Origin of the sequence: Robiginitalea biformata HTCC2501 (genome assembly GCF_000024125.1) — a bacterium.
Taxonomy (GTDB): domain Bacteria; phylum Bacteroidota; class Bacteroidia; order Flavobacteriales; family Flavobacteriaceae; genus Robiginitalea; species Robiginitalea biformata.
Genome location: NC_013222.1, coordinates 2,995,888 through 3,012,974 on the forward strand (window position 1 = coordinate 2,995,888; position 17,087 = coordinate 3,012,974).

9 protein-coding genes are annotated in these 17,087 nt (G+C 54.6%); 3 read left to right on the forward strand and 6 right to left on the reverse strand.

The features are described 5' to 3' along the window. Window positions 1-67: 67 nt before the first annotated feature. On the reverse strand, window positions 68-3,067 hold the full coding sequence (locus tag RB2501_RS13310; RefSeq protein ID WP_049764902.1) for an alpha-L-rhamnosidase: 3,000 nt from the start codon (window positions 3,065-3,067) through the stop codon (window positions 68-70). Between the two features lie 239 nt (window positions 3,068-3,306). On the opposite strand from RB2501_RS13310, the gene RB2501_RS13315 reads away from it, so the two are divergent. Continuing rightward, on the forward strand, window positions 3,307-4,227 hold the full coding sequence (locus tag RB2501_RS13315; RefSeq protein WP_148214381.1) for an alpha/beta hydrolase: 921 nt from the start codon (window positions 3,307-3,309) through the stop codon (window positions 4,225-4,227). Between the two features lie 16 nt (window positions 4,228-4,243). Here RB2501_RS13315 and RB2501_RS13320 read toward each other — a convergent pair whose 3' ends face one another. From RB2501_RS13320 to RB2501_RS13340, 5 genes are all read right to left on the reverse strand, one after another. Further along, window positions 4,244-4,807, reverse strand: coding sequence for a sugar O-acetyltransferase (locus RB2501_RS13320; RefSeq protein WP_015755375.1), 564 nt, complete (start codon window positions 4,805-4,807; stop codon window positions 4,244-4,246). A 157-nt stretch (window positions 4,808-4,964) separates the two neighbouring features. Next, window positions 4,965-7,316 carry a family 78 glycoside hydrolase catalytic domain gene (locus tag RB2501_RS13325; RefSeq protein ID WP_041327265.1) on the reverse strand — a complete coding sequence of 784 codons (2,352 nt, stop codon included), beginning with the start codon at window positions 7,314-7,316 and terminating at the stop codon, window positions 4,965-4,967. Between the two features lie 138 nt (window positions 7,317-7,454). Continuing rightward, on the reverse strand, window positions 7,455-8,927 hold the full coding sequence (locus RB2501_RS13330; protein WP_015755378.1) for a RagB/SusD family nutrient uptake outer membrane protein: 1,473 nt from the start codon (window positions 8,925-8,927) through the stop codon (window positions 7,455-7,457). A gap of 10 nt (window positions 8,928-8,937) precedes the next feature. Further along, a complete protein-coding gene (locus RB2501_RS13335) occupies window positions 8,938-12,045 on the reverse strand; it encodes a SusC/RagA family TonB-linked outer membrane protein (RefSeq protein WP_202944100.1) in 3,108 nt (1,035 codons plus the stop codon). Between the two features lie 349 nt (window positions 12,046-12,394). After that, a complete protein-coding gene (locus RB2501_RS13340; protein ID WP_015755380.1) occupies window positions 12,395-13,417 on the reverse strand; it encodes a GntR family transcriptional regulator in 1,023 nt (340 codons plus the stop codon). Window positions 13,418-13,694: 277 nt separating this feature from the next. Here RB2501_RS13340 and RB2501_RS13345 point away from each other — a divergent pair, with 277 nt between their 5' ends. Together RB2501_RS13345 and RB2501_RS13350 are read left to right on the forward strand one after the other, a co-directional pair. Continuing rightward, window positions 13,695-15,794 carry a bifunctional rhamnulose-1-phosphate aldolase/short-chain dehydrogenase gene (locus RB2501_RS13345; RefSeq protein WP_015755381.1) on the forward strand — a complete coding sequence of 700 codons (2,100 nt, stop codon included), beginning with the start codon at window positions 13,695-13,697 and terminating at the stop codon, window positions 15,792-15,794. Window positions 15,795-15,803: 9 nt separating this feature from the next. Continuing rightward, entirely contained in the window at window positions 15,804-17,084 is a 1,281-nt protein-coding gene (locus tag RB2501_RS13350; protein WP_015755382.1) for a TIM barrel protein, read from the forward strand. Window positions 17,085-17,087: the final 3 nt, after the last annotated feature.

Here is a 17,087-nt window from a genome sequence, read left to right on the forward strand (position 1 = left end):
GTTTTGTTTTTATGTTTGTTTACTCGGTACCGGCAGGTTGGACCGTCACCCGCTTGAGGCATATGGCCTATAATTTCTGGGCCTCAAACCGCTGGCTGCCGTAATTGAATTGCAACCCTTCTATCTCGCCTGCTTCATTCGCCACAAACCGCACCGTGTTGGAGGGCTCGTCCGTGTCGATATACAGTAGCGGATCGGTTGGGTCCGGCCGGTAGACAGCACTATTTTCCGAGGTGACCATGCGGAGGTTTCCGCCCTCCAGGGATTCCACCTCGATTTCATAGGAAAACCCGCTGGTAAAGCGGTATGTCCCCGCAAAACCACCGGCTTCCTGGGCGCTCCGTTCTACGGCGACGCTGAAGGAATATGTGCCCGGGGCGAGTACCAGGCGAACTTTTCCGTCCCGGTCATCCAGGCGCCTGAGTCCATCCGCGCGGTCAAGGTGCCGGCCGCCCTCCCGTATGGCGTCATAGGCCCCATAAGGCAGCACGATTTCTGCCGTGGTATTGACAGGCACCAGAACCTGATGCGAAAAAGTATCCCCTTCAAAAGCCCAGGCACTGCGGATGGTGCCGTAATAGGTGTCCAGGTTGGCCTCAGCCCGGGTAAGTCCCGCCCCGGGGGAGACAGCGATGCGGAATTTCTTATAGCCCGGGCCTTCTGCAAGGGCCTGTATCCCTCCGATTTGCTGGTACATCCAATCCCCGATGGCACCATATGCATAGTGGTTGTAGGAATTCATAGACGGGGTCTGGAAAGTCCCGTCGGGTTTGATCCCGTCCCATCGTTCCCAGATGGTTGTGGCCCCCTGGGTTACGGGGTAGAGCCAGGAGGGATACGATTTTTGCATCAGCAGCCGGTAGGCGATGTCCGTGTGCCCAAACCGGCTGAGTACGTGTGCCAGGTAAGGGGTCCCTAAAAACCCGGTCGTCAGGTGGTATCCATACGACTGGATATTCTCCACCAGGCGGTCGGCCGCCTGTTTGCGCAAATCTTCCGGGAGCAGATCGAACTGCAGTGCCAGGACATAGGCGGTCTGCGTCCCCGAAACCATCCGGCCCGAAGGCGTCAGGTATTCCCTCCGGAAGGCACGGATGACGTCATCCAACAGGGCTTCGTATTCCCGGATATCCTCCTGGTTGCCCAATACCCTGGCTGCCTTGAGCAGCAGTTGGGTGGAATAGGCGTAAAACGCCTGGGAAATCAGGTATTTGTCCGTGATGGCAGCCCGGCCGTCCCGGTCGTCATCCGGGCTGTAAAACAGCCAGTCGCCAAAGTGGAATCCCTTGTTCCAGAGGTTTTCCGTGCTTTGGGACCGGATGTATTCCACCCATTGCTTCATGCTGGGATACTGGGTAGCCAGTAATTCCCGGTCGCCGTAGAGCAGGTAACTCTCCCAGGGGATGATGGTAGCCACATCGCCCCACCCGGCGCTGCCTGCTGAATTTTCCCCCAGGACATTCGGAACCACAAAAGGCACGGAACCGTTGTCCAGCTGGTCCGCGGCCACATCCTTCAACCATTTGGAAAAGAAGGGGTTTACGTTGAAATTGTAGGCAGCGGTACGGAAGAAGGCCTGCGCGTCCCCGGTCCATCCCAGGCGTTCGTCCCGTTGGGGGCAGTCAGTGGGCACGTCCAGGAAATTGCCTCGCTGCCCCCACTGGATATTGTGCTGCAACTGGTTGAGGAGCTCATTGGAGGTGCTGAACTGCCCGGTTTGATCCATGTCCGAGTACAGGGCGATGGCTGTCAGGTTATCGGGTGTCGGGGTGAAGCCTTCAACCCGTACGTACCGGAAACCGTAAAATGTGAAATGAGGCTCCAGGACCTGCTCCGGGCTGCCGTCCAGGATATAGGTGGCTTTCTGGTCTGCATCCCGCAGGTTGTCCGTATAGAAATTCCCTTCTTTGGTCAGCACTTCCGCATGTTGCAGGATGACTTCCTGCCCGGCACTCCCCCCGAGACGGAGCTGCACCCAGCCCACCAGGTTCTGCCCGAAATCCACCACCACATCGCCCTCCGGCGTAGTCAGGATTTCAGCGGGCCGGAAAGTTTCATGTTTGCGGACCGGTTCATTCTCAGTGGCGATTAGGTTATCTTTCGCATAGTCCCCCACCCGTACGGGTTCCCAGGAGGCATCCGCATAGCCTGCCTGGTCCCAGCCGTCCAGCTCCTCGGTGGAATCGTAGGTTTCCCCGTCATAAATTTCAGAATTCCGTATGGGGCCTGTACTGCTCACCCAGGTGCCGTCGGTCAGGATGCTGCCTGTAGTGCCGTCCGCATAGGTGATATCCACCTGCATCAGAAGTGCCACATCGTCCCCGTAGTGGTCGCGCCGGTCGCCCCAGGCGAGGTAATCCCGGTACCAGCCATTGCCCAGTATGGCGCCTGCCGCATTTTTTCCCTTTTGCAGCAAGTCAGTGACGTCGTACTGCTGGTATTGCAAGCGGGTGTCGTAGCTGGTCCAGCCCGGGGTCAGGTAGGCATCCCCTACGCGCTTTCCGTTGATCCGGGCCTCGTACATACCATGTGCCGTAATGTAAGCCGTGGCTTTACGGACAGGTTTGTCCAGGGTAAACTCCTTGCGGAGGTACGGACTGGGCCGGTTGATGGTATCCTCGGCAAAGCCCGGCCCGATCCATTCTGCCCTGAATTCGGTTTCCGGCCGAAGCAGGCCCATCTGCCAGTAACCCGTTGGGCTCCAACGGCCGCGCCGGCCGTCCTGGTCCCAGACGCGGACCTGCCAGGCGTATTGTTGCCCGCTTTGCAGTTCGGGCCCTACATAGGCCACATGGACCGATTGTCCGGATTCCACCTTGCCGGAGTCATAGAAGCCCCAATCTGGGGAATCTCCCTTACGGGCTACCAAACCCACACGGACCTGGTAGGCCGCCTGGGATGCCCCTCGTTTGTCGGAGGCCATCGCCCAGGACAGGCGGGGGGATTCGTCTGTGATCCCGGAGGGATTTACCCGGTTTTCCACCCAGGTTTTTTCCACGGAAATTTGTGCGTTGCCCAGCAATCCGCAAATTGCGAGCAACAAGAAGAGGTAAGCTTTTAATTTCATTCTTGGCAGGTGTTTGTCCGGGCAGGAGGCATACTCCACTCCCGGGATTAGTATTCATTCAAGATTAGCTATTCCACCCGGATTATCCATTCCGTACTGTTCCGTACACGTTGGAGCGGTAGGTGTAATTTCAACCCGGGAAAGTAGTCTTTAACAGTACAGAATAGTTTTCTTGCCAGGTTCAACTACATTTGGGATATACCATGTAATCAACGAAAGAAACGGTAAATAAATCGCTGATGAAAAATTCAACCCTAGCCAGATACACCTCGTGCCTCACATTACTATTTGTCCTGCCATTTTTTTCCGGTATGGCCCAGCCCCCCTCACCAGGCCAGATACAGGAGCGCCTTCCTGAAGGCACCACCATCCACGGCAATATCCCGTACCACAATGACACCCTTCAGAAACATTTACTGGACCTTTATATTCCAAGTGAGGCCGAAAAACCGGTTCCCCTTGTGGTTTTTATACATGGTGGAGGGTGGATTTCCAATGACAAATACGCGGATATGGGCTATATGCCCAATACCATCAATGCGATGCTGGACAATGGGATGGCGATTGCCTCCATCGATTACCGTTTTGCGCAGGATGCCATTTTCCCTGGGATCCTGCAGGATTGCAACAAGGCGGTGAGCTTCTTATACGACCATGCAGGCGAATATGGGCTGGATACCAGCAACATCGGCCTGATGGGATTCTCGGCAGGCGGCCACCTGGCAGCGCTCATGGGGACCTCCCAGAACAATGAAGTGGAAGGCCTCCACGTGGCTGGCAGTTACCGGCCTTTCCGCTATCAGGCCGTGGTGGACTTCTACGGACCCACCGACCTGGTACTCCTGCCGGGGAACGAGGATGAAAAGTCGCCCGAGGGGATCCTTATCGGGGCTGCCCCCCTGCTTCGTCCGGACCTGGCAAAAGCGGCCAGCCCGATTACGTATATCGACCCGGAGGACCCGCCTTTTCTGATCTTTCACGGGGAGAAGGACAACATCGTCTCAAACAAGCAGTCCAAGCTATTCAGTGCCTGGCTGGATATCCATGGCGTGGAAAACGAATTGACCATCGTGGCGGACGCCCCGCATTTTGGAAACATGTACGATGTGGAGGAAATCCGGTCACGCGTTATCGCATTTTTAAACGAGCATTTGAAATAAGCGGACAAGGGCTCAATTACCCCATTTCGCGAATCACCCGGGCCGGTACCCCGGCCACCACGGTATTCGGGGGTACGTCCTTATTTACCAGTGCCCCTGCAGCGACAACGGAATTGCTGCCAACGGTAACGCCCGGCAGGATGGTAGCCCCTGCCCCGATCCAGGCATTGTTCCGGATAATCACCTCAGCGGGCACCATCGATTTCCTGGTAGGGATGTCCACCGGGTGATTCTCCGAGGTAATATTCACCCGGGGTCCAATCATCACATCGTCCTCGATGGTGATTCCCCCCAGGTCCAGGAAACTGCAGGCATGGTTGATAAAGACCCGCTTCCCTAGCACAATATTCCGGCCAATGTTGGTGTGGAAAGGCGCAAAGACGCTTGTGGAAGCATCTACCGGGCTACCGATGATCCGGCTGAGAAGTTCCCGGATTTCGTCCACGTCCGACGCCACATTGAGCCTGGCCGAAAGTTTCAGGGTCTGGTTGACGGCCTCCCGGATCTCCGAATAATCCGGATCATCCATCGGGATAATTTCCCCCTTGCGCAACCGATGAAAGATGCTGTGTTTTCCCATGGTCAAACTCGTATAAATATTCGTATTACCTATAAAACATAGAAGGTATTAAAGAAATAGATAGGATCAAAAAAAGGCCTGCTTCCCGCAGGCCTTTTTCCTTATCAATTTCCGGGGTGCATGCCCCGACCCTGCACAAGGCAGGCTAACCGGCTTTTTAAATACTGAAGTTGTTCCGTCCGCTTTGCAAGGCGCGCACCTTCCCGTTCCAGTGAAACTCCCCCGTGAGGCCGGCCGGCAGCGTAACGGTAGCTTCCAGGGCCTGGCCAGACCGTTTGTAATCTACCGAGATACTGCCTTCGGGGTGCGGCATTTCCCCACCGATTTCATCGATATCCCCAAGGTTGGGCGCAATGCGGACCTGTTTAAAGTTCGGCGCGGCACTCTCAATTCCCAACAGGATCCTGAAGAATTCAATATTCGGGCTGGACCCCCAGGCGTGGCAATCCGAACGGGTGGTTTCTACCTGGGAGGTCTCCCCCCAGGTTGTAAGCCCCAGTTCCATGTTTTTACGCCAGATATCCAGCATGTCCAGGTATTTGTCGCCATAACCGGCCTCCTTCAGTGCCAGGTGCAGGTAGTACTTAAAATAGATGGACGCAGGTGCCAGGGAATCGTCGTTAAGCAAGGCTTCCCCGATGGCCTGCATTTGCGGCGCGTCTACCAGCCCCGCCAGGATGGCCAGGGAATTAACATGCTGGGAAAAAGTGTCCTTAGCCGGCGTATCGGCAAATAGCCCACCGGAGGCGTCCCAGTATTTCTCCCGGATGGTGACTGCAAGCTGTTTTGCAAACTCGGAATACAGGGCAACAAACTCCTTATTCCCTGCTTCTTGCTCCAGGGAAATCCCGGCCTGGAGAGCGTGTAGCATTTGCAAGTCCAGGGCCGCTGAGGACCCATCCTCGGCCATCGGGGCCATCCCAAAGCGCCATTCGGGTACCCAATCCGTATAGTTCCAGCCTGGGACGTTTTTCAGAGAACCATCAGAATCCAGGTAGGTAATAAAATAATTCAGGATCTGGCGGGTCCCCATGAGTTTGTCCGCTACAAATTCTTTATCGGATCCGTACATCAGGTAGTCGTACAACATACTAACATACCAGAGGGAATAAGTCGGGATCACCTGGTTCTGCCGGTCCGGATACCGACTGAGCGTATACCCATCCGGCTGACGGGAGTAATCAATAAGATTGAGGGCATTTTTTGCCAATCGTTCGTCACCGCTGTTGTAATAGGAGACAAAATGCTGGATCCGGGTATCCCCAACATATTGGAGTCTTTCGTAATACGGGCAGTCCATATAGGTGTCCACCGCACAGAGGCGGGCGGTGCGCCAGCCGATCTCCATAATGTCCTTCAACTCCGACCGGTCTGTGCGAAGGGTGGCTTTCATTTCAAACGGATACCCGGTAAATGTGCCGTAAATGTCCTCGATGACCAGAGGCTCCGCCCGAGTCTTTATATCCAGCTCCACATAGCGGAAGGTCCGGTAGGTCAGGGTGGTAAATTCCTGGTTGGCCATGCCCCCGGAAATCAGGCTGTCCCTGCGGCCGGAAATCGTCTTGCCTTCAATTACATCCCGGTTGCCCTTGGCGCCTTCCGCATCATAGAGCCCTTCCGCATAGGTGATCAGAATTTGCGCCCCGTCTCCCCCACTGAAGCGCAGGGTGGGGTAGGCATTGGTCAGGTGGCCCTGGTCCAGGAGGATTTTGGCAGAGGAATTCGCCGGAATCCGAACAGGAGTCGCCGACGTGGGGAATCCCGGAGGTACCCGAACCCCTTCCGATTTCCGGACATTGGCAAAACGCTCCTCCCTGAGTTCCAGCGATGGAAGAATGGTTGGCACGAGTTTCCAACCAGGTCGTTGCCGGAAACCAAAGCCACTAACTTCCGTTGCGAACACCGGAGTGGCTGACTCCCAGGATGAATCGTCGAAATCAACGCGTTTCCAACCTTGGATTTTTTTATTGAAATCGATCGCATCTCCTGCCCCGGCAGCGTAATAGCCCCGAACCTGTTGGGGTTTTGCGGTATAACTCAAATCTTCCCGAACTTTCCAGCCCGAATTTGTATTGACCCCCTTATACAAAGAATCGGCATGCTGTAGGATCAAGGCTGTTTTATAAGAAAACTGAGCTACTGGCCGAAGCTCCGCTTCATTCCATACCTCCGCGGACAACACATTCTTTCCGGGTTTCAGGTACGGTGCCAACTCCACGGTTTCATAATTCCAATTTTCGATATCGCCCCAATAGGGACCTACAGAAACAAGCTGTCCATTTACGTACAGCTTGTAGCGGTTGTCCGCAGAAATATGAACTTTATAGGATTCGGGTATGCTCTCCATGTTGATAGATTTGCGAAAATGGTAGAGGGCCGATTTCTCATTATCCGAATTGGGAAGGGTGATCCACTGGGCGGTCCATTCTATCCCCCCACCAGAATTTCCAAATTGGGCATAGCAGGATGTAGCGAGAAATATTAGTAATAATGTGAATGTTCTATTCATGACTGGAAATTTTTTTCAACCGATGTATTCCGAATATCTGGGAGGTCATTGGTTTCGATGCCTCCCTTTAGATACGCAAGCCCGGTATTCGCTGGGCGATCCGGGCTTGCTCCACTACCTAAAATTTAAACAAGTGCATCAAAAATTAGGATTTAACAATGCTTCACTCGCAGGAAGGGGGAATGTTTCGGCTATGGTTGTGAAAGAAGCCGGTGGCGGTGCGATCCCGGGCGGATAATAGTAAGCCTCCGGATTCGCCTTTACCCGCGCCCCGAAATCGGACATCACCTGCTGGGCATTGCCGGTCCGGACCAGGTCCAGCCAGCGTTTGTTCTCAAAGGCAAGTTCCGAACGGCGCTCATCCAGGATGGCCTGCCGCATGGTAGCCTGGTCTACGCCGGTGATCGGCCCAAGCCCTGCCCGGTCGCGTACGGCGTTCAGGTATTGTTCGGCTTGTCCGGGCTGTCCCTGTTCGTTCAGGGCTTCTGCCAGGAACAACAGCGCCTCGGCATAGCGGTAAACGGGCCAGTTGACCCCCGTGAGTCCCGGGTTGGAATGGGGCTGCCAGAATTTCTTGATATACGGATAAAATGTTCCTTCGAGTTCAATGCTGTCCAGATTAACGCTGGTACGCGCGTCGGAGGCTTCCCGGCTCTGGATGTAATCCGGCGTCGGTATGTTGAACCCTTCAATTGTCGCTGCCTGGGAATTGGATACTCCGGAGATTTGGGCTACCTGGTCTGCTGTCAGCGGCATCGGGAGCCATTCGTACATAAAACTGCTGGCAAACCCTTCTGTGCCTTCCAGGTATTGCACCTCAAAGATAGACTCTGCATTATTCTTGTTGTTGATGTCAAACACACTGGCGTAATCGCCCAGCAGATTGTACTGCCCGGAATTTACCAGGTCCGTGAGCAAGCTGCTGGCCGCCGACCAGTTCTCTTCCACCATATACAGGTTAGCAAGCAACATCTGGGCAGACCCCCGTGTGGCACGGCCTGCTTCCTGGTTGGCCTTTACCGGGAGCAACCCGATGGCCTCGTCCAGGTCACTCACCACCTGGGCGAGGATCTCACTGCGGGAAGACAGCGGTAAGGCAGCTTCTTCACGGTTGGTTACCGGTGTCAGGTGGAGCGGCACGGATCCGTAATACCGGGCCAGATCAAAATAACTGTGTGCCCGTAAAAAGAGCGCCTGCCCGATGACGTTACTCTTCACGCCCGGGTCGTCGAACTCTACCGCGTCGATTTCCGCCAGGATTTGGTTGGCCCTGGCGATGATCAGGTAGTTGTTGTCGTACTTGGTTTCGACAAAAGCGTTCGGACTCTGCACCAGAAAGTTGGCAACATTTTCCTCTGACTGCACCGCCCGGTAATTGGGGTTGTGCCGATAATGTGTATTGTCCGACCGCATCTCGCCCATTATGTATGCATCGCTGTAAAGGTCGCGCAAGGGGGCATAGGTGGCATTGATGGCCTGTTCAAAATCCGATTGGGTTTCGAAGAATATGGCCTGGCTTAAGGAGTCCTCCGGGGGCAGTTCCAGGAAATCCTCCCCGCAACCGGTCAAAAGGCCGGCAAGTAACAGACTGCTATATATATACTTTTTCATGTTCTTTTATTTAAAATGACAGGTTAATACCCATAGTAAAGGTCCTCGGAAGCGGATAGGCCGCCCAGTCGAAGCCCAGGGCAAGTGCATTGAGCTCCCCGGCCCCGGTACTTGTCGTGCTGACATCGGGGTTGGCGCCACGGTACTTCGTGAACATAAAGGCATTCTGTACGGAACCGTACAGACGTGCCCGTTTCAGGAAGGAATCGTCGCGGAGTTGGAAGTTGTATCCAACCGTGATATTCCTGACAGCCAGGTAGCTACCATCCTCTATGAAGCGTGTGGAAAACCAATCGCGTTCCATGAATGTCGCCGCGGTGGTTTTTCCATAACGCCCGCTTCCCGGGTTTTCAGGAGACCTCCAGCGATCCTGCACATTGCGCAGAACATTGAAAACGCCATCCAGATTGGTGGTGCCCTGGTCGGAGGTAATTGCAATATCATTGCCGACAGATCCCTGCATAACGATGGTGGCATCCCAGTTTTTGTACCGGAAATCGTTGGTAAACCCGAAGATGTAATCCGGGAAGGGGTTTCCGATAACCGTACGGTCGTCGTTGTCCCCGCCATAGGTAATCACGCCATCACCATTTACATCGGCAAACTTGATAGTACCCACCTGCGACTCAGCCGCCTGGGGAGAATTGTCAAACTCTGCCTGGTTGTCGTAAACGCCATCCCAGATGAGCCCCCAGAATTGCCCCAGGGGTTCCCCCGGGCGCGTGAGGCTTTGGTAGGCGCCGAAACCTGAGTAGATCCGGTCTACGCCCTCGGCAAGGGCCACCACCTCATTTCGGTTGAATGCAATGTTGAAATTGGAGGTCCAGGTGAAATCGTCATTGACAAAGTTCCGGGTAACCAGGGCAAATTCATGTCCCCAGAATTCAATTTCACCTACGTTGTCGTTAAAGTTGGTGAACCCGGACTCCTGGGGCACTGCCACATTGAAGAGCAGGTCCGTCGTATTCTTTTTGTAGTAATCATAAATAAACTCCACGCGGTTATTAAACATGCGCAGGTCCAGGCCGATGTCGAATTGTTTGGTCCTTTCCCAGCCGAGATTGTTGTTCCCCAGCGTAGTTACCGCTGCACCACTGGCAATGGTGTTCCCGAATACGGCATTCAGGGAGTTGTCTACCAGGGCATATTGCGTATAGTTCCCGATATTATTGTTACCGATTATTCCGTAGCTGGCGCGTAATTTACCAAAGGAAAGCCAATCCGTTCCTTCCATAAAGGCCTCATCTGTGAACACCCAACCTGCGGAAATAGAGGGGAAGTTACCCCAGCGGTTTTCGGAACCGAAGCGGGAGGACCCGTCGCGGCGTACTGCCAGCGTAAGCAGGTACTTACCCATATAATCGTAACTGAGCCGGCTAAAATAGGAGGTCAGGCTCCAGTCGTTGATATTGTTGAAAGTGGCTCCACGGTCTATATTTAATGCAGACTGGATGGTTTGCACCCGGTCATCCGGGAAATTCGAAAGCCGGAGCTGCTGGTATTCACTTTCGTATTTCTGATAGGACGCCCCCAGGAGAATTTCCAGGTTGTGGTCCCCGAAACTGCGCGCGTAGGTCAGCGTGTTTTCATTTAGCCAGCTTAGGTAACTGGTTTGAGCCCGCGTACTGGTTGCGAGTATGGGGGGGAGCGACGCGAAGGTGTTTGACGCGGTTGAGGGGCTGAAACTAAAAAAGTTCGATTGCCCGAAGTCCCCGTTGATGGAGGTCTTGACTGTTAGCCCATCGATTGGTTCGTAGGTGAGGTAAAGGTTTCCAAGAATCCGTGTTTCCTTGGTTTCATTGGTGATTTCCCTGGCAGCCCGCACCCAGTTGGGTGTCGGGAACGCGCTGACCCCCGGTATCCAGGCTGTGAGCGGATAGGTTCCGTCATCGTTCTGGTACGGGAAAATGGGCCAGGTGAGCAGGGAGTTGTTGATGAGTCCGCCCCCACCGACCCCGTCGATGTTCGCACCGTAAAAGGCACCGTCGGAATTCGGAATATTATCCACTACGTAAGTAGGAGCCACGGAAAACCCCAGATCCAACTTGTCCCCCAGCTGGAAGCTGGAATTAGCCCGCATGGAATACCGCTTGAAATCCGAATTGATCATAACGCCTTCCTGGTCAAAATACCCGGCCACAATGGCGTGGGAGGCGCGTTCTGAGCGCGAAGACCAATTGAGGTTGAAACTCTGGATGGCCGCCGTCCGGAACATCCCGTCGTACCAATCATAACTCTGTCCGGCATACTGCTCCGGGTTCTGGAAAGGTTCCGGTACGGCAACCCCGAGGTCTTCGGCCGATTCCTTCTTAAACTGGGCGAATTCCTGGGCATTCATCATATCAGGGCGCCCCTTCTGGGGAACGGTCTGCACCCCGCCATAATAGTTGAAGGAGAGTTCGCCTCCTTCGACTTTCCCGGATTTAGTAGTGATAAGTACTACCCCATTGGCCGCACGCGATCCGTAGAGGGAAGTGGATGCAGCATCCTTCAGGACGGAAATACTCTCGATTTCGTCCGGGTTGATGGAACTGATGTCCCCAACTATCGGCTGCCCGTCCACAACGTACAGCGGGTCACTGCCCGCAAGGATGGAAGCCTGTCCACGAACCCGGACCTGGACGCCCTCCCCGGGCCGGCCGGTTGTCTGGTTTATCTGCACCCCAACAAGGCGGCCCTGTAATTTTTGGGTCACCTGCGGTACCGGAAGGTCAGCCAGTTCGTCCGTGTTGATCTGCTGGACTGCACCAGTCACTTTTCGGCTGGACTGCGTCCCATACCCTACAATGACTACTTCGTCGAGTTGTTCAGTGTCCGGCTGCATGACCACATTAATAGTGCTCCGTCCGTTTATGGCGACGGTCTGTCGCACAAACCCGAGATAGGAAAATACCAGGGTGGCATTGGCCGGAACATCGATCGTGTAGTTTCCGTCAAAATCTGAGGTGGTACCCGTGGTGGTGTTTTGCACCAAAACTGTTACGCCGGGCAGCGGTTGCCCCGTTTCAGCATCAGTCACCGTCCCGCTGACGGTCCCCTGCCCAATAGCCCAGAAGGGCAACATCAATAGAAAGCTCCATATAAAAGGCAGCCTCCCGTCGGATCTTTTTGTTTTCATTTAGAGGATTGTTTGAGTTTGGTTTTGTTCTCTTCCATCGCCCGATCTGGGCAACATAGGACAAGTTTACTGGAATGAATCCGCAATGCTATTCCGTTCTGTACTGTTCTGTATGATTTCATATCCTGAAATCCTGATCCGCTCAAAATGACTGATATAAGGGCAACACATTTAAGGTACGTGCGCGTAGTACCCCCATCCCCTGGCCCGCACTCCGGGTTGAAATCCGGCGATTCTGTATGGATGTTTTTTTATTGGTGAAAATTGCGGGCGGGAGGGGTGGATAACTTACAAACTGGGATGGCGTCCGGAAATAGGCGCAAACGCATTGATAAAATAAGAGAAGTTGTTAAAGCGAATTCCGGGAAATCACGTAGAAGGGGTTGGCCACGCTTCGGGTCCCTTTTTCAAGGACCATGTCGGCTGCCTGGCGACCCAGGTTTTCGAAGTCTGTGGAAATAACCGTAATCCCATCGCGCAGGATTTCCTTTACGGGGGTATCGTTGTAGGAGATGATGCCCACCTGCTTGCCCAATACCAGTCCGGAGGCATTGATCTTCTTGATAAGGATCACCAGATCGTCTTCCTTGAGATTGATATACACCGTATCGGGTTCGAGTTCCTCCTCTTCAATTTTCTCCACAATGCCAAAATCATAGGCGAATTCCCCGCAAAACCGGATAAAACCCTTCTTGATTTCTACCGGGTGGTACGTGCGCTGGCGCAGGAGCATCTTAATTTTTTTGTATTTGCGCAATTTAGGGTTGAGCTCCACCAACGCATCGTAGATATTCTTCTCAAATTCCTGGAAAACGGTAGCTACCTGGATGCAATCGTCCGGGAGTTTTTTATCCAGGACAATGAGTTTCTGTTTCGGGATGGAAGCCTGCAGGAAATCGCACAGGTCTTCCCCCCCTTCCTCAAAATGGCAAATCACGACGTAGTGCGTATAATCCCGGTTCTTTCCGTATTCGATCAGGTCCTTAAAGTGCCGGTAGTTATTCTCGTATATAAAAAAATCGACAGTGGCCCGGTCTCCCAACGTCCGGGCAAAAGCATCGTAGATGATTTTTTTATGCACACTGAGCTTATTGAAAAGCAGGAAAACCTTGGCCCGCAGTTTCAGCTGGTCATTTTTGATGTAATACCCCTTGCCCGGGACCGATTCAATTATCCCGGACTCCTTTAAATGATCGTAAGCCCGGACCACTGTATCCCGCGAAATATCAAATTCTATAAGCAGTTCGTTGACTGAAGGCAATTTGTCGCTGGCACGTACGTCGCCGTTCTCGATTGCCGTATAAATGGAATCGATGATTTGTTTGTACTTGGGGACCTTGGAGGTTTCCTTTATGTCGATAAAGTCGATCATTCTCGGGGGTAATTATAGTGAAAATTACGGAATGGACGCTTTTAATCTTCCATTCCTGCCGAGGTTCAGGGGCGCTTTGTATATTTAAGGAACCGTGGCGCATGGAACAGGCCCCAGAGCTACTTCCCCCCGCAGGTCCGGGTTTTTTCTGACTCCCGATGATCGAAAAACAAAAACAAAATTCGCCGGGTGACTTCGCCCGAACTGAACAGTACAGAACAGGTATCTCAAATGTGCAGAATACATTTATACGCAAATTACAGCTAACAACACGAAGATGAAAACGAAAACCTTCAAACACGTGGACTACCTCTGGGACGAACAGGAAGCAGCCAAACTCGGCGACGACCAGGTGGCACTATTCCTGTACCGTTCAAACATCCTGGGGTCCGATCTGCGGATCACCAACTACGGCGGGGGAAACACCAGCTGCAAGACCATCGAAAAAGACCCGCTTACCGGGACTGAAACGGAGGTGATGTGGATCAAGGGCTCCGGCGGGGATATCGGGACGCTTACGCGCGCCGGTATTGCCGGGCTTTATACGGACCGGTTGCGCAGCCTAAAGAATGTCTATGGCGGTTTGCAGGACGAAGACCGGATGGTGGGCCTGTTCAACCACTGCATATTTGACCTGGACAGCCGGGCGCCCTCAATCGACACCCCCTTGCACGGGCTCCTGCCTTTCAAACATATCGACCACCTGCACCCGGACGCCCTTATTGCAGTTGCCGCCGCCGAAGACAGCGAAAAAGTTACCCGGGAAATCTGGGGCGACACCATGGGCTGGGTCCCCTGGCAGCGCCCGGGTTTTGACCTGGGGTTGCAACTCGAAAAATGCCTTGAGGAAAACCCGGGGATTCGCGGGATCGTCCTGGGGAGTCACGGGCTCTTTACCTGGGGGGACACCTCCTACGATTGCTACGTAAACAGTCTGGAAGTCATCGAGATGGCCTCCGAATACATCGCCGGGAAAATAGAGGAGCAGGGACAGGTCTTCGGCGGCCAAAAAGTGGCCCCGCTGCCGGCCGATAAACGGAAAGACCAGGCAGCCCTGCTCATGCCGCTGCTCCGCGGGCTCTGTTCCTCCCACCGGCGGATGATCGGGCATTTCAATGACTCGGAGCCGGTACTGGAGTTTGCCGGTAGCCGCGACCTGGGCAGGCTGGCCCCCATGGGGACTTCCTGCCCGGACCACTTTTTGCGGACCAAGATCCAGCCGCTCGTCCTGGAACTCGCCCCGGACGAGGACCTGACCGACCCGGAGGCCACCCTGGCCAAACTCGAGCCGGCTTTTGAACAATACCGACGGGAGTATGCCGAATACTACGAGACCTGCAAGCGGGAAAACAGCCCGGCCATGCGGGATCCGAACCCGGTGATCATCCTCTATCCCGGGGTGGGCATGTTCAGCTTCTCCAAAGACAAACAGACCACCCGGGTTGCCAGCGAATTCTACATCAATGCCATCAACGTGATGCGGGGGGCGGAAGCGATATCCGCCTATACGTCCCTGCCCCGGCAGGAGGCCTTTGATATCGAATACTGGCTGTTGGAGGAAGCCAAACTCCAGCGCATGCCAAAACCCAAAGTCCTTTCCGGCAAGGTGGCCCTGGTCACCGGTTCCGGGGGTGGGATTGGCAAGGCCATCGCCGATAAACTGGCAGCGGAGGGCGCCAACATCGTCCTTACGGATATTGCCGAAGACCGCCTGAAAGAAGCCCTGGGAACCTACAAGCGCGACCAGGCAGTGTCCGCCGTCTGCGATGTCACGAGCCGCAACTCCATCCGGGACGCCTTCAAAAAAGCCACCCTTGCCTTTGGGGGCGTGGATATCGTGGTCCACAGTGCCGGTCTCGCCATTTCCAAGCCGCTGAACGAAACCACGGAAAAAGATTGGGACCTGCTGCAGGATGTGCTGGTAAAGGGACAGTTTGAACTCGCCCAGGAGGCAACGGGAATCATGCGCAAACAGGGTCTCGGCGGTGATTTTATCAGCATCGCCAGCAAAAACGGCCTGGTGGCCGGCCCCAACAATGTGGGCTATGGAACCGCCAAAGCCGCCCAACAACACATGGTACGCCTGCTGGCCGCCGAACTGGGCCCGGAGAAAATCCGGGTGAATACAGTCAACCCGGATGGGGTCATCGTAGGAAGCAAGATCTGGGAAGGCAAATGGGCCGAAGGACGCGCCAAAGCCTACGGCATAGAAGTGGAAGAACTTCCGGCCTTCTATGCAAAGCGCAACCTGATGAATGAAATTATTTATCCGGAGGATATCGCCGCCGGGGTCTTTTCTCTGGTCGGCATTTTGGAGAAGTCCACCGGGAACATTATCAACGTGGACGGGGGCATGGCCAATGCCTTCACCCGTTAAACAACCAACATGAAGCTATCCAAAGACCAGATTGCATCCCTCAACAAAGATGCGGCCGGCGGACAGAAGTCCGCTTACGAATTCCTATCTGAAGCCCTGGAAACATCCGGTCACGACGTCGGGGACCTTACCCGTCAGATCGCAGATTTCCAGATTGCCATCCCGAGTTGGGCGCTGGGAGCCGGGGGAACGCGCTTTGGGCGGTTCTCCATGCCGGGCGAGCCTCGGAACCTGGAGGAGAAGTTGGCCGATGTCGGCCTGTTGCACGCCCTGACAGGGGCTGCGGGGGCTATTTCCCTGCACATCCCCTGGGACACCCCCGAAGACTACAAGGCTGTCCGGGAGCAGGCAGAAGAGGCCGGTCTGGTATTCGACGCCATGAATTCCAATACGTTCCAGGACCAGAAAGGTGCCGGGGAAACCTATAAATTCGGGTCCCTGAGCAACAGCTCGGAAGCTTCCCGCCAACAAGCCGTCGAACACAACCTGGAAGTTATCCGGATCGGCGAAAACCTCGGCTCTAAAAGCCTGACCGTCTGGTTGGCCGACGGGGCCAATTTTCCGGGGCAGCGCAATTTCCAACGGGCTTTGGACCGCACGGCAGACAGCCTGGAAAAGATCTACGCGGCCCTGCCCGAAGATTGGAAGCTGTTTATCGAATACAAACCCTACGAACCGAATTTCTACAGCACGGTCATCCAGGACTGGGGCACCTCGTTTATGCTCGCCAACCACTGCGGGCCCAAAGCCTATACCCTGGTAGACCTGGGGCACCACCTGCCCAATACGAACATCGAACAGATTGTGGCTACCCTTATGTACAAGGGCAAGCTGGGCGGGTTCCACTTCAATGACAGTAAATACGGGGACGACGACCTGACCGTGGGGAGCATCAAGCCCTACGCCCTCTTTTTGATTTTCAACGAATTAGTCTACGGCATCCGCAACAACCCGGACAACCCGTATCCCGCCTGGATGATCGACGCAAGCCACAATACCAAGGACCCGCTCGAAGACCTGATCCAATCGCTGGAAGCGATCCGTGAGGCCTATGCGAAAGCGCTGTTGGTAGACCAAAAAGCCCTGGAATCGGCGCAGATGGAACACGACGTGGTCCGTTGCCAGGAAATCCTGCAGGATGCCTACCGTACGGATGTCCGTCCGCTGCTGCGCCAGGCGCGCCTGCTAACCGGGGCGGCAATCGACCCGATCGGCGCCTACCGCAAACTGGATGTTCGCAGGCACCTGACCGACCAGCGGGGGAGGGAAACCGTAGCAACCGGACTTTGACAC

Excerpts from the sequence above, each read along its gene's own strand:
- RB2501_RS13310 (WP_049764902.1), bottom strand. The coding sequence starts at position 3,067 with ATGAAATTAAAAGCTTACCTCTTCTTGTTGCTCGCAATTTGCGGATTG.
- RB2501_RS13315 (WP_148214381.1), top strand. The coding sequence starts at position 3,307 with ATGAAAAATTCAACCCTAGCCAGATACACCTCGTGCCTCACATTACTA.
- RB2501_RS13320 (WP_015755375.1), bottom strand. The coding sequence starts at position 4,807 with ATGGGAAAACACAGCATCTTTCATCGGTTGCGCAAGGGGGAAATTATC.
- RB2501_RS13325 (WP_041327265.1), bottom strand. The coding sequence starts at position 7,316 with ATGAATAGAACATTCACATTATTACTAATATTTCTCGCTACATCCTGC.
- RB2501_RS13330 (WP_015755378.1), bottom strand. The coding sequence starts at position 8,927 with ATGAAAAAGTATATATATAGCAGTCTGTTACTTGCCGGCCTTTTGACC.
- RB2501_RS13335 (WP_202944100.1), bottom strand. The coding sequence starts at position 12,045 with ATGAAAACAAAAAGATCCGACGGGAGGCTGCCTTTTATATGGAGCTTT.
- RB2501_RS13340 (WP_015755380.1), bottom strand. The coding sequence starts at position 13,417 with ATGATCGACTTTATCGACATAAAGGAAACCTCCAAGGTCCCCAAGTAC.
- RB2501_RS13345 (WP_015755381.1), top strand. The coding sequence starts at position 13,695 with ATGAAAACGAAAACCTTCAAACACGTGGACTACCTCTGGGACGAACAG.
- RB2501_RS13350 (WP_015755382.1), top strand. The coding sequence starts at position 15,804 with ATGAAGCTATCCAAAGACCAGATTGCATCCCTCAACAAAGATGCGGCC.